Raw genomic sequence first — 13,536 nt, 5'->3', positions numbered from 1 at the left:
TGGGTTTGACAGGTCTGCCGGGCGGGGGCTACCCGCAAAAAGTCATGAGCACCATTCCCTCCTCCCCCTCGTCTTCCCTATCCCGTCCTGCCACGGCGGTCATCCTTGCCGCAGGGCGGGGCACGCGCATGCGTTCGGAACATCCCAAGGTCATGCATCCTCTGGCGGGACGGCCGATGCTGCGCCACCTGCTTGATAATGCTGAACAGGTGTTTGACCGCATTGTCGTGGTGATCGGTCCGGGGATGGAGGAGGTCGCAGCCCTTGCCGCGCCGCATGTCGCGGTGGTGCAGGCCGACCGTCTTGGCACCGCGCATGCGGCCCTTCAGGCGCAGGCATATTTTGGCACGGGTGATGTCGCCGTCCTGTATGGGGACAATCCGCTGATTACCGCGCAGACCATGCGCGATCTGCTGGCGTGCCGCAGGCTTCCCGGTGTGGGGCTGGCGCTGCTGGCGATGCGGCCTGCCAATCCGGGACGTTATGGCCGTGTCGTGACACAGGGCGACGAAGTGGTGCGGATTGTCGAATGGGCCGATGCCACGCCGGACGAACGTGCGATCGACCTGTGCAATGCGGGTGTGCTGTGCGCCGATGCGCACGATTTCCGCCGGTGGCTGGACGCCGTGCGCAATGACAATGCGCAGGGCGAATACTACCTCGGCGACGTGGTGACGCAGGCCGTGGCCGATGGGGTGGGTGTGCGCGCCGTCGTGGCGGCGGAAGATGAACTGCGTGGCATCAATTCGCGCGCCGAACTCGCGGTGGCGGAAGCCAGCGTGCAGCAGCGCCTGCGCCACGCCGCCATGGAAAAGGGCGTGACCCTGGTTGCCCCCGATACGGTGTTCCTGTGCGCCGATACCGTGCTGGCGCCGGACGTGGTCATCCATCCCCATGTCGTGTTCGGCCCCGGTGTCACGGTGGAACGCGATGTGGAGGTGCGGTCGTTCTCCCACCTGGAGGGATGTGTTGTCAGGCACGGTGCGCTGATCGGACCCTATGCCCGCCTGCGTCCCGGCAGCGACGTGGGCGCGCATGCGCATGTCGGCAACTTTGTCGAACTCAAGGCCACGACGCTGGGTGAGGGGGCGAAGGCCAATCACCTGACCTACCTTGGCAATGCGCAGGTTGGCGCGCGCAGCAATATCGGCGCAGGCACCATCACGTGCAATTACGATGGCGTGTTCAAACATACGACCATCATTGGGGAAGGCAGTTTTGTCGGGTCGGATTCGATCCTTGTCGCACCGGTGACACTGGGTGCGGGGACGCTCACTGCGGCGGGCAGCGTGATTACGGATGATGTGCCGGATGACGCCATGGCGTTCGGGCGGGCAAAGCAGGAAAACAGGGCCGGATACGCAAGGACCTTCCGCGACCGGCTCAAGGCAGCGAAGGAGCGTGGCTGATGTGTGGCATTGTCGGTGTCGTTGGCAGGAACCCAGCCACCCCGGTCATTTTCGATGCGCTGCGCCGCCTTGAATATCGCGGATACGATTCGGCGGGTATCGCGACGCTGGAAAACGGGCAGGTGGACCGCCGTCGCGCGGCGGGGAAACTTGACCACCTCGCCACTGTGCTGGCGCGTGTGCCCCTGCCGGGGGTGACGGGAATCGGGCATACGCGCTGGGCCACACATGGGGCGCCGACCGAAAACAACGCCCACCCGCACGGCACCGAACGCGTGTCGGTCGTCCATAATGGTATCATCGAGAATTTTGAGGAATTGCGCCGCGAACTTGAGGCCGCGGGACAGGTTTTCTCCACCGAGACCGATAGCGAGACGATCGCGCAGATGATTGACTATCACCTGCGTCGTGGCCTTTCCCCGCGTGATGCCGCGCATGAAACGCTGAAGCGGTTGGAAGGGGCGTATGCGCTGGCGATGATCTTTGCCGGACATGACGGCATGGTCATCGGCGCCCGCCATGGCGCGCCGTTGGTGGTGGGATTTGGCGAGGACGAAATGTTCCTTGGTTCCGACAGCCTGGCGCTTGCGCCGCTGACGCGCCGGATTGCCTATCTGGATGACGGGGACCGGACCATCGTAACGCCCGGCGGGGCAGAGTTTTTTGACATGGAGGGCAGGGCCGTCACGCGTCCCATCCGAACCACCGCGCTGATCGCGGGATCGGTGGGCAAGGACGGGTATCGCCACTATATGGAAAAGGAACTGCACGAACATCCCGTCGTGATCGGGCAGACTCTGCAACGCCTGATTGATCCGGCGACGCGGCGTGTCGTGATGCCGGACCTGCCCTTTGACCTTGCCGCCGTCCCGCGTGCGGTGATGACGGCGTGTGGTTCCGCCTTTTATGCCGCGATGATCGGGCGTTACTGGCTGGAGCAGTACGCGCGCCTGCCGGTCGATATCGATGTCGCAAGCGAGATGCGTTATCGCGACCCGCCGTTGGTGCCCGGCGGGCTGGGGCTGCTGATTTCCCAATCGGGGGAGACGGCCGACACGCTTGCCGCCCTGCGCGGGATGCGGGCGGCGCAACAGCATATCGTCTCTGTCCTCAATGTGGAGCAGAGCACCATGGCGCGCGAAAGTGACGCGGTGCTGGGTACGGTGGCAGGGCCTGAAATCTCGGTCGCGAGCACCAAGGCATTCACGGCGCAGCTTTCGGTCCTTGCCTGCCTGACGGTTGCACTGGGCCGGGCGCGCGGGCATCTGGACGCGGCGGCGGAGGAGCGGATGGTCATGGCCCTGCTTGACCTGCCAAGTCGGGCGAACGAGGTGTTCGCACAGCGCGATGCCATCCGCCGCATGGCCGCGATCGTCGCGGAGGCGAGTGATGTTTTGTATCTGGGGCGGGGATCTTCCTTTCCGGTCGCACTCGAAGGGGCGCTAAAGCTTAAGGAGATCACCTATATCCATGCGGAAGCCTATGCCGCGGGCGAGATGAAGCATGGCCCCATTTCCCTGATCGACCGCACGGTACCGGTGGTCGCGACCGTGCCGTCTGGCCGCCTGTTCGACAAGACGCTGTCGAACCTGCAGGAAGCCCGGGCGCGTGGCGGGCGACTGCTGGTCTTTACCGATACGCAGGGCGCGCCCCGCCTGCGAGACCTGGCCGAGGTGGTGGTGGAAGTCCCCACCGTGGACGAGTTCACCGCCCCCATCGTACAGACCATCCCGGTGCAGATGCTTGCCTATGAAGTGGCGCTGCTGAAGGGGACGGACGTGGACCAGCCCCGCAACCTCGCCAAATCGGTCACGGTGGAATAGCGTTCGCACCACCACGACAGATCAAGGATTTAGCCGATGTCACCATCGTCGCACATGCCTGCTCCATCCCCCCCATCAGCCCATGGGCCGTCCGTTCTGGTGCTGGGCGCGGGTGTGTCGGGCATGACGGCCGCCGTGACCCTGGCTGAACGTGGCGCGCGCGTGGTGGTGCATGAGCGCGGACCACGCATTGGTTCTGGCGCGTCATGGAAGGCGGGCGGGATGCTCGCCCCATGGTGCGAGGCGGAGTCCGCCACACCAGAGGTAACGGAGCAGTCGTTATCCTCGCTGGACTGGTGGGATGCGCATGTGCCCCAGGTGGTGCGTAATGGCACGCTGGTCCTCGCCCCTGCGCGCGATGTGGGGGAAATTGCGCGTTTCGGGCGCCGCACGTCCCATTTCCGCACGATCGGGGAGGCGGAAATCGCGCAACTGGAGCCCGAACTTGCGGATCGTTTTTCCCGCGCCCTGTTTTTTGAACATGAAGGTCACGTCAACCCGCGTGACGCGCTGCTGGCGCTGGGCCGCAAGGTGGAGTCCCTTGGCGGCCGGATCGTGTGCAATGCACCGATGTCCTATGATGCGGGTGCGTATGACTGGATCGTGGATTGCACCGGCATTGCCGCGCGCGATGTGATGCCCGACATGCGCGGTGTGCGGGGCGAGATGCTGCTGCTGCGCTGTCGCGATATCACGCTGTCGCGGCCGGTGCGCATGCTGCATCCGCGCATCCCGGTTTACATCGTTCCGCGTGCCGAACATGTGTTCATGGTGGGGGCAACGATGATCGAGAGTGAAAATGCCGGTGGCATGACGCTGCGTTCGATGGTGGAACTTCTGGGGGCGGCCTATGCCCTGCATCCGGCCTTTGGCGAGGCGGAAATACTGGAAACCGGAACCGGCCTTCGCCCGTCATATCCTGACAACATGCCTGCCGTCCGGCGTGATGGTAAGCGAATTTATGTGAATGGCATGTACCGCCACGGCTTCTTACTGTCCCCGGTCAGAGCGCGCGAGGCGGCGGACATCGTATTTGGCCCCTGACCACGCACTACGAGGAGAATGCGGATGAAGATCCTTGTAAATGAGGAAGTTCATGACGTTGGCGTGCGGACGCTCGACGCCCTGCTGCATGAACTCGGCTATGGCGGCGCCTGTGTTGCCACTGCCGTCGATGGTGATTTCGTCGCGGCGGCCCGGCGTGGCGCACATGCGCTTCACGAAGGGTGCCGGGTGGAAATCCTGGCCCCGATGCAGGGGGGATAGGCACACGACATGACCCTGTTTTATGGAACGGAACTGTCCTCACGCCTGATGTTGGGGACGGCGCAATATCCCTCGCCCGAAATCCTGGCCGATGCGGTGCGGCATGCGCAGGCAGGTGTCGTGACCGTATCCCTGCGCCGTGAATCGGCGGGACAGAGGGCGGGACAGGCATTTTGGAACCTGATTCGTGATCTTGGCGTGCCGGTCCTGCCCAATACCGCAGGATGCCACAGCGTGCGTGAGGCCGTGACCACGGCACAGATGGCGCGCGAGGTCTTTGGCACCGACTGGATCAAGCTGGAGGTGATCGGGGAGTCCGATACGCTCCAGCCCGACATGTTCGCCCTGGTGGAGGCCGCGCGCCTCCTGACCGAGGATGGGTTCAAGGTTTTCCCCTATATGACAGAGGATCTGGTCGGTGCGGAACGGCTGCTGCGCGCCGGGTGCGAGGTGCTGATGCCATGGGGCGCGCCGATCGGGTCGGGCAAGGGATTGAATAACCTGTTCGGTCTGCGTGCGCTGCGGGCGCATTTTCCCGGTGTTCCATTGGTGGTCGATGCCGGGATCGGGGTGCCGTCGCATGCGGCGCAGGCGATGGAGCTTGGTTATGATGCGGTGCTGATCAATACGGCGGTGGCAAAGGCAGGCAATCCGGTGGAAATGGCGCGCGCGTTCGCCATGGCGGTGGAGGCCGGGCGCATGGCATATGTTGCCGACCCGATGGAGGCGCGCGACATGGCGGCGCCATCCACGCCCACGATCGGGCAGGCGGTACTGGCATGAGGGCACTTCCATCGCGCATTTATCCTGTTGTTGATCGTGCCGACTGGATCGCGACGTTGGGGCAGGCTGGTGCAAAACTGATACAATTGCGCCTCAAGGACATGGCCGAAGATGCGCTGCGCCTGGAAATACGCCGGGGTGTCGCACTGGCGCACCTGCATGGTGTGTGCCTTGTCCTCAATGATTACTGGCGTCTTGCGATCGAGGAGGGAATCGACTTCATCCATCTGGGTCAGGAAGACCTGGATGAGGCCGACCTGCCCGCGATCCGCCGTGCTGGACTGCGCCTTGGGGTCAGCACCCACAGCCATGATGAACTGCAGCGCGCGCTTGACGTGCGACCCGATTATGTTGCGCTGGGGCCGGTATGGCCGACAAAACTGAAGAAAATGCCATGGGGGCCACAGGGGGTGGACCGCCTGCGTGAATGGAAACGTTTGGTGGGGGACCTGCCTTTGGTGGCCATTGGCGGGATTACACTTGCACGCGCACCGTCCTGTATCGCGGCGGGCGCGGATTGCGTTTCCGCCGTGTCGGATTTCATTCGCATGCCCGATCCCGCGGCGCAGGTCCGTGCGTGGCTGCATGCGACGCAGGTATCGAAACAGGGGGATGACGGGACGGTCTAATTTCTGTGTATTATATGCAACGAGGATGTGGCATAAATACAATCCAAGGTGTAGGCGAAATTTTCATGAAAGACATGCCACTCTAGGGCAGATCCTGTTTGAATGCGTGCATTCAGACAGGTGAAGATGCTCGTAAAAACAATAAACCGGGGCATTTCACCGAACCGGTTTTCGGTGGAATGCCCCGGATCGCAGGCCTGCCGCCGGCCATCGTGGCGGGCGGAAAATGGTGACGCGGCGTTTTTTATCCTCGTCCAGCCGGACAATCTTCGGGTGGCGGACATATTCTGTCCATGGTTTCGCGACAGGATGGTTCTGGACGGGGCTTGGTTTCCAGAATTGAGGGCGTTGAATGGCGATAGCGGGTCTTGCGGCAATTCTGATGGCGATTGCCATGTTGCTGGTGGTCGTCAGTACCGTGCAGCCGATTGCCCGTCGTCTGGAACTGTCGGAAACGGTTCTGCTGGCTATCGTTGGCATTGTCATCGGTGGTGTGGCTGACCTTGTCCTGCGCAGTGCGCATCTGGAGATTTTCAGCGGGGCGGCGGAAACGCTGCTGGATTTCCCGCTTAACAGCGAAGCCTTCTTGCTGATTTTCCTGCCGATCCTCGTTTTTCAGGGCGCGCTGGGCATAGATGTGCGCCGCCTTGCGCATGAAACGGCCACGGTTCTGTTGTTGGCGGTGGTTGCGGTGGTGGTGTCCACCGCCACGATCGGCCTGGCGCTATATCCCTTTGCGGGCCTGCCGCTGGCGGTGTGTCTGCTTCTTGGTTCCATCGTGGCGACGACCGACCCGTCCGCCGTGGCCGGGATCTTTAAGGAAATCGGCGCGGCCAGCCGCCTGACCCGCCTGGTGGAGGGGGAGGCGTTGCTGAATGATGCGGCGGCGATCTCCATCTTTTCCATCCTGCTGGCCTCCATCACCGCGCATCACAAGATCATGCTGGGTGGTGCGGTGCTGGAATTCCTGGTGTCGTTTGCAGGCGCGCTGGTGATCGGGGTGGTTTTTGGCCGTCTGACACTGATGCTGATCGCAACCATCGGGGCCGCGCCTGCGGCGGAGATTACGTTGACGGTGGCGTTGCCGTACCTGTCCTATATCGTATGTGATGAATTCCTCGGCTTTTCCGGTGTGGTGGCCACGGCGGCATCGGGACTGACGATTTCCATCTATGGGCCATCCACCTTCCGACCGCAGACGTGGCGGTTCCTTAATGAACTGTGGCAGCAGCTTGTGTTCTGGGCGGGGTCGCTGGTGTTTGTGCTGGCCTCCATGCTGGTGCCGCGCCTGCTGGCGGGAATGACGCGCTGGGATTGCGTGCTGATCCTGATTGCGACAGTGGCGGGACTGCTGGCCCGTGCCTCCGTCGTGTTCGGAATGCTGCCCATCCTTGCCGCCACGCGCCTGTCGCCACCTGTGCCGAATCCGTTCAAGGTCACGATGGTCTGGGGCGGGTTGCGTGGTGCGATCACACTGGCCCTCGCGCTGGCGGTGACGGAAAATGAGCATGTCTCCACCCAGATCGCGCATTTTATCGGCATCATCGCCACGGGATTTGTGCTGATTACCCTGTTCGTCAATGGCACGACGTTGCGTTATCTCGTGCTGTTCCTGAAGCTGGATCAACTGCCGCTGATTGATCAGGCGTTGCGCCACCAGATCCTTGCCATCGGGTTGGGCGAGGTGCGTGACCAGACACGCGAAGTGGCGGGGGAGCTGGGCTTTTCACGCAATGTCACCAATTCGGTGGTGCAGTTCCTTGACCGGCGTGTCACGACGGAGCAGCAGGCGAACACGTTCGACACCGCGTTGGGCGACCGGCAGCGCGTGACGCTGGCGCTGATCGTGATTGGCAATCGTGAACGCTCCATCCTGCTTGACCTGTTTCGCATACAGGGCCTGTCGCGGCGTGTGATGGAAACATTGCTGCGTTCGGCCGAGGCGATGGTCGATGGCGCACGGCTGGAGGGGCGTTTTGGCTATGTCCGTGCGTTACGTCGCAGGCTGAGGCCGTCGCTACGTTTTCGTATCGCGCAGGCCATCCATCACCGGCTGCATTTTGACCTGCCGTTGATGTACTGCATGACCGAGCGGTTCGAGATGCTGATGATCGCGCATTTCGTCTCCCTCTCTCTGACGCGATTCATGCGTACCCGCATGGAACCGACTCTGGGTGTGCGTATCAGCGAAATCGTCGGCGAGGTGCTGGGACGGCAGTGCAAGCTGCTTGACGAGGCATTGCAGACACTGCGCCTGCATTACCATGGTTATTCCGAAGCGCTGGAAAACCGGATGCTGCGACAGGTTGCCCTGCGGCTGGAGGAAGAAAAATATGATTCCCTGCTTTCGGAATCCCTGCTGAGCGATGAATTGCATCGCGAACTGCACCGTGATGTGGAACAGCGGCGCGCGCATCTGGATTTCCGGCTGAAATTCAATATCAAGGCCGGGATCGAGAGTCGGATTCACGGTTTTGCCATCTTCACGGGGCTGCCGGATGGGGTGTTGCACGACCTGTCGATGAAGATGTCGCTGCATTTCTCCTCTCCGGGGGAGCGTCTGTACAAGCGTGGCCAGAAAGTGCGCACCATCTATTTCATCAGTGCGGGGCTGGCGGAGACGCATTATGCCGAACGTGACGTGCGTTTTGGCGCGGGTGCGGTCATTGGTGCGGAAGAGGCATTGAGTGGCGCACGGGTCGCCGCGACCAGCCGGTCGTTGCAGTTCGGCCATTTCCTGACGATGAGTGCGCGGACCTTCCGTCGGCTTGTGGATGAATATCCTGTCGTGCGTGACAATCTGGCAAAGCTGGCGCAGGCGTGCGCGGATGGTGATCTGCCCGATGCCCGGCTGCTTCCGGGGGAGGGAAAGGACAAGCCGGGTGTGCCGCCCTCCTATGACGCGATCGAACTGGCGACCGCGCCGGTCACATCCGTCATGTCGGCGCATGAAGGGACAGAGCAGAAGCAAGGGGATTGAGCATCTGTCTGCCACCCAATGGTGACAAACGTGGCAGAATGGCGCCGACATGCCGTAGGGCATGCAAAACAGAGATTGCAGATTTCCCCATCAGAGAGTGTTTGAAAACAAGCTATTGATAAAAAAGAAAAGTTTTTGGGTGCCGCCTTTTTCCCAAAAGGCGGCGTCGTCTGAAGCTTTTTGGGAAAAGCTTCACCAAAAAACCTTTATAATTTCAGGATGTTATCGGGCCTGACTTTTCAAACGGTCTCTATGCCTTCGCAGGGGGAAGTCCTGTTGGGGAAAGACGACACCAGAAACTTTTATGGCTTCAGGTGCGCGCCGTGCTTCCCCATACCCGGATCAGAACGACTGGAGCAGCCGGTCGAGATATTGCAGTTCTTCGGGTGGGCGGGTGCGGTCCGAATCGCGGCGGCGCAGTTCCTGTTCGATTTCACGTGCGCGTTCGCGGGCGGCCTTGTCCGGCACATGGGTATCGCTGTCCATGCCGGCATGGTCATCCCCGGTTTTACGTCCCAGCGGGTCGCGGGGTTCGTTGCCCGCATTGTCGGGCGTTTCCTCTTCGTCCGGCTGTCCCGGTTTCGATCCGCCTGATCCCTTGCTTCCGGCCAGCGAAGGCAGGAAAATCGTCATGCCCTTGCCCGATCTCCTGGTGGACTGACGCATCTGCTGCCCACCTTTTTGCAGGTCGGCCAGGACCTTGCGCTCCGCTGTTGCGGCATCAGTATCCTGACCTGCCGACAGGGCGGTGCGCACGGCCTTCATGTCCGATAACGCCTGTTTCAACGCGGGAACGTCCTTGCCGCTCAGGGTCTTGAACTCATTACGCAATTCATGCAGCGCACGCGCCAGCGCATGCTGGGTCGCGCGGTCGGCATGCTGTTGCACCTCATGTGCCTCCGGGGTCTGGCTTTCGGCGGTAGGGGGCTGCGTGCCTGCGGGGTTGGACTGGCCCGGCGGGGTCAGGCCCAAATGCCGCAGCAGTTCTGGCGTGGACATGTTTGACAGGTCTTCCCCGTCGTTCATCGTGTCCATATCGGTCTGGCGTGCTGCCGCGCTGGCCGCATCCTGTTCGATTCGTTGCTGGGTATGATCCAGCAAGGTGGATTGCTGGTGGATCAGGTCACGCAGTGCTGCCTGCTGTTCGTGCATTTCCTGGCGCGCCTGGTACTGGCGTGCGGCCTGCATGATGTCCTGCGGCGTGGCATTGCGCATCTGGTTGGCCATGTCCTCCATCTGATGGAGCCGGTCGAGCGCATCGGCGGAACGTCCGTTTGCGGCGTCCTCCTGAAGCTGTTGCATCATGCGCGACAGGTTCTGTTCCCCTGTCTGTGACATTTCCGGCATGGCGGGGATGGCGGAATGGTCACGCATCGCCTGCGTGATCAGGGCCTGCATCTTGCGCTGGATCGCATCCCTGAGCGCCTGCACGCGGCGTTGCAGTTCGGCCTGCTGCTGTGCCGAACGGGTGGGTTTCCCATCGGGTTCGCGCATATGTTCGATCTGCGCATCAAGGGCTTCTTCGGCCATCTGGATATCGAAATCGGCCTGGCTGTTCGCGATATCGTCGTGGCGGTCATGTTCGACATCCAGCGCCAGATACCATAAACGGCCCACAGCCTGGTCGATCGCCTGTGTGGTATCGACTTCATGCAGGCTCAGCAGGTAGGACACGCTGCTCAGGGCGATCATCAGGCCGGGGCTATGGGTCATCGGCGCGGATGTCATGCCCAGCCCATGCAGTTCTTCGCCCGCGATGAAACGGCTTTCGCGACCAAGGGCGAGGCGCTTGCGGATATCAAGCAGCGCCTTGGCCATCGGGTTATGGAATGTGCGCGCGCCAAGGCGGAAATGTACCGGGGCAGAGGTCGCGCCCGTGCCGCTGTCGCTGGTGGCAAGCAGTGTGGCGACGACATCTTCCCCTGCCCAGGGATCTGATGACAGGTCGGGTGTTGCGACTGCTTCGGCCGTATGGGGGTGCCCATTCAGCGGGATCGGCACCGAAAGGACGCGCGGATGGGCGCTATGTTCGTCCCCCGTCAGGCGCATTTCCACATGCAGCGATGCAATGCCATAGGGTTGTGAAACCTTGTAGGGCAGGCGGGTGCGCCATTCCCCGTCCTTTGCGCCGGGGTTCGGGCCCCATGTGACGCTTGGTGCGGGGTTGGGTGTAACCTTCAGGTCCCATTGGCTCAACACGCGGCCACGTCCACGCAGGGTCAACGCGCCATCCGCCAGAAGCGGCGTTTCCACGGACCAGTTGGCAGGGTCCAGCGCATGGAAACCATGTGGGCCAAGACTTGTGCCTTTCGCGGTGGAACGCGCGCGCAACACCGGTTCCCCATGCAATCCCGTTACCGTCACACTCAGGACAGCGCCTGCGGGAATGGTGGCTGTGCCCTTGCGATCATCCAGAAAGACCGGCGCACCGGGGGCATAGGCAGGCATGGTGATCCATGCATGGATCTGTGGCCGTGGCGTATCCGCATCGTCCGTGCCGGGCATGAAGGCCGCACCGATTCGTCCCGGTGCCGCCCCCCCGGCCCACAGCAGTCCGAGGGCGAGCAGCGGGGCAAGCGCCAGAGTGGCCCACGATGTTTCGCGCCCCACCGGCCACAGGCGTGGCCATCCAGCCTTCAACCGCCCGACCCGCGCACCGGTGCGTTGCAGGTGGATCCGCCACAGGGCTTCGGCTGCCCGGGTTGCGGCCGGATCGGTGGGAGAGGCGACAGGCGTGTCGAGCAGGGTTTGCAACGGGCGGTCCTGCAGGGCCGATGCCTGTTCAATGCGCCGGTCAAGGGTTGCGTCATCCGGTGCATGGCCCTGGCGGTAACGGCGGATGCCCCATGCGGCGCATCCCGCCCCCAGTGCCAGCAGTGCTGCGGCATGCACCCCGTCAGGCAGGCGTTGGGGAAGGCGCAGCAGGCCCAGAAGCGCCACGCCGCCAGCCACGTCCGCGATGGGGAGCATGATGGGCCACAGGCGTTCGACCCACAGGACGCGACGTGCCCGTGTCCGTGCCCGCGCAAGACGGGCGGGAAAGGAGGACATGCCCGATGCCGCCGCCGATGATGCCGGGGGCGCTGCGGGATCGCGTGCCGGCACGTCGGTCGGAATGTCGCGGGCCTGCGTCATTCTACTCCGGCGGGATGGGTCAGGGGATCGGGGATGATATCGCCTTCCCACAGGGATTCGACCTTCTGGCGCGCGCGGATCACGTCCCACCGCGATCCGTCCACCAGAACCTGTGCGGCCATGGCGCGTGCATTGTATGTCGAACTCATGACCATGCCATATGCACCGGTATCGAGCAGCGCCACGCGCGCGCCGTCATGCAGGCGCGGCAGGGTGCGGTCATGTCCGAACGTATCGCCGCTTTCGCACACGGGGCCAACGACATGCACCTGTTCGGACGGGGCGACGGCATCGCGCGCCGACAGCGGGATGATGCCATGCCATGCGTCATACAGGCTGGGCCGTGCAAGGTCGTTCATTGCCGCGTCCAGCACGATGAAGGGCGGCATGCCGTCATATCCGCGCTTGCGCAGGACAACGGTGCTGAGGAGTACGCCCGCGGGTCCGGCCAGCCAGCGTCCGGGTTCGATCTCCAGCCGCGTACCAAGATCGCCAAGTTCGATGCTGATGGCATGGGCCAGGGCCTCTGGCGCGCCTTCGGTTTCATGGCGGTAGGAAATGCCAAGGCCGCCGCCGCAGTCAATCACGTCCACCCCCAGCCCACGCGCACGGATGGCGCGGACCAGATCGGCCACGCGGGCATAGGCCGCGCGATAGGGCTGCATCCGTTCGATCTGGCTGCCGATATGCACCGCGACACCTGCCGCATGGAGGCCCGGCAGGCTGGCCGCATGGGCATAGAGTTCGACCGCCCGGTCATAGGGAATGCCGAATTTGTTGCCCGCAAGTCCGGTCGTGATCTTGGCGTGGGTTCCGGCATCGACATCGGGGTTGATGCGCAGCGCCACCGGCGCGGTGCGCCCGCACGCCACGGCGACGGCCGACAGCAGGTCGAGTTCCTCCGCGCTTTCAACATTGATCCGGGCGATTCCGTGATGCAGCGCCAGTTCCATTTCCGCACGCGTTTTGCCCACGCCGGAAAAGACGATTTCACGTGCGGGGATACCGGCGGCGATGGCGCGGCGCAGTTCGCCGCCACTGACGACATCAGCCCCGGCCCCCTGTGCGTGCAGGATCTTCAGGATGGCAAGATGGTCGTTCGCCTTCACCGCGAAATGGATGTCCACATCCAGTCCGGCATCACGCATTGCCCGGTCCAGACGGTGATAACGCGTGCGCAATGTCTGCGCGCCCATCACCCATGTGGGGGTGCCAAGCGCATCGGCAATTGCATTAAGCGGTACGTCCTCAAACACCAGCCCGTCGATGGCATGCATCGAAAGGGCAGGGCGCACGGCCAGCAGGTCCTGTAATGTCGGGTCCTGCCCCGGGTGGGTGGAAAATGTATCAGCCATCGCGACAGGATACCGGTTCACCCTGTACGTTCCAAGGTGCTTGTGACGTAATTCATGCTGTTCCATGCCACGATCAGGGGAACGGGAGATTGCAGGTCAATGTTCTGACAAAAAACAATAAAATTTGGGGATCTGCCATATTCGTCAGGCAAGGGG

General features: G+C 62.7%; 9 protein-coding genes. 7 read left to right on the top strand and 2 right to left on the bottom strand.

Going from position 1 to position 13,536, the window contains the following annotated elements:
• The first annotated feature begins 14 nt into the window (after positions 1-14).
• From glmU to IFJ82_RS11640, 7 genes are all read left to right on the top strand, one after another.
• Positions 15-1,409 carry a bifunctional UDP-N-acetylglucosamine diphosphorylase/glucosamine-1-phosphate N-acetyltransferase GlmU gene (gene glmU / locus IFJ82_RS11670; protein ID WP_408901714.1) on the top strand — a complete coding sequence of 465 codons (1,395 nt, stop codon included), beginning with the start codon at positions 15-17 and terminating at the stop codon, positions 1,407-1,409.
• Positions 1,409-3,232 (top strand): glutamine--fructose-6-phosphate transaminase (isomerizing), encoded by a 1,824-nt coding sequence (gene glmS / locus IFJ82_RS11665; protein ID WP_192264683.1) that lies wholly within the window; start codon positions 1,409-1,411, stop codon positions 3,230-3,232. The genes glmU and glmS overlap by 1 nt, the downstream gene beginning before the upstream one ends.
• A 54-nt stretch (positions 3,233-3,286) precedes the next feature.
• Positions 3,287-4,276 (top strand): FAD-dependent oxidoreductase, encoded by a 990-nt coding sequence (locus tag IFJ82_RS11660; RefSeq protein WP_075594946.1) that lies wholly within the window; start codon positions 3,287-3,289, stop codon positions 4,274-4,276.
• A gap of 24 nt (positions 4,277-4,300) precedes the next feature.
• A complete protein-coding gene (thiS, locus tag IFJ82_RS11655) occupies positions 4,301-4,498 on the top strand; it encodes a sulfur carrier protein ThiS (RefSeq protein WP_192264681.1) in 198 nt (65 codons plus the stop codon).
• Positions 4,499-4,507: 9 nt separating this feature from the next.
• Positions 4,508-5,281, top strand: a complete 774-nt coding sequence (locus IFJ82_RS11650) for a thiazole synthase (RefSeq protein ID WP_003618403.1) — start codon at positions 4,508-4,510, stop codon at positions 5,279-5,281.
• Entirely contained in the window at positions 5,278-5,910 is a 633-nt protein-coding gene (locus tag IFJ82_RS11645) for a thiamine phosphate synthase (RefSeq protein ID WP_192264679.1), read from the top strand. The genes IFJ82_RS11650 and IFJ82_RS11645 overlap by 4 nt, the downstream gene beginning before the upstream one ends.
• A gap of 352 nt (positions 5,911-6,262) precedes the next feature.
• Positions 6,263-8,890, top strand: a complete 2,628-nt coding sequence (locus tag IFJ82_RS11640; RefSeq protein ID WP_003618408.1) for a cation:proton antiporter — start codon at positions 6,263-6,265, stop codon at positions 8,888-8,890.
• Between the two features lie 342 nt (positions 8,891-9,232).
• Here the strand turns inward: IFJ82_RS11640 and IFJ82_RS11635 are convergent, their stop codons facing one another.
• A complete protein-coding gene (locus tag IFJ82_RS11635) occupies positions 9,233-12,025 on the bottom strand; it encodes a DUF4175 domain-containing protein (RefSeq protein WP_225578655.1) in 2,793 nt (930 codons plus the stop codon).
• Entirely contained in the window at positions 12,022-13,380 is a 1,359-nt protein-coding gene (gene lysA / locus IFJ82_RS11630; RefSeq protein ID WP_192266517.1) for a diaminopimelate decarboxylase, read from the bottom strand. The genes IFJ82_RS11635 and lysA overlap by 4 nt, the downstream gene beginning before the upstream one ends.
• Positions 13,381-13,536 lie beyond the last annotated feature (156 nt).

It is taken from the genome of Novacetimonas hansenii (assembly GCF_014843995.1).
GTDB classification, from domain to species: domain Bacteria; phylum Pseudomonadota; class Alphaproteobacteria; order Acetobacterales; family Acetobacteraceae; genus Novacetimonas; species Novacetimonas hansenii.
The sequence above is the reverse complement of the archived record's forward strand: the minus strand, read 5'-3'. Positions and strand labels throughout refer to the sequence as shown.

Coding starts and splice junctions, on each gene's coding strand:
- glmS (WP_192264683.1), top strand. CDS start 1,409: ATGTGTGGCATTGTCGGTGTCGTTGGCAGGAACCCAGCCACCCCGGTC.
- IFJ82_RS11660 (WP_075594946.1), top strand. CDS start 3,287: ATGCCTGCTCCATCCCCCCCATCAGCCCATGGGCCGTCCGTTCTGGTG.
- thiS (WP_192264681.1), top strand. CDS start 4,301: ATGAAGATCCTTGTAAATGAGGAAGTTCATGACGTTGGCGTGCGGACG.
- IFJ82_RS11650 (WP_003618403.1), top strand. CDS start 4,508: ATGACCCTGTTTTATGGAACGGAACTGTCCTCACGCCTGATGTTGGGG.
- IFJ82_RS11645 (WP_192264679.1), top strand. CDS start 5,278: ATGAGGGCACTTCCATCGCGCATTTATCCTGTTGTTGATCGTGCCGAC.
- IFJ82_RS11640 (WP_003618408.1), top strand. CDS start 6,263: ATGGCGATAGCGGGTCTTGCGGCAATTCTGATGGCGATTGCCATGTTG.
- IFJ82_RS11635 (WP_225578655.1), bottom strand. CDS start 12,025: ATGACGCAGGCCCGCGACATTCCGACCGACGTGCCGGCACGCGATCCC.
- lysA (WP_192266517.1), bottom strand. CDS start 13,380: ATGGCTGATACATTTTCCACCCACCCGGGGCAGGACCCGACATTACAG.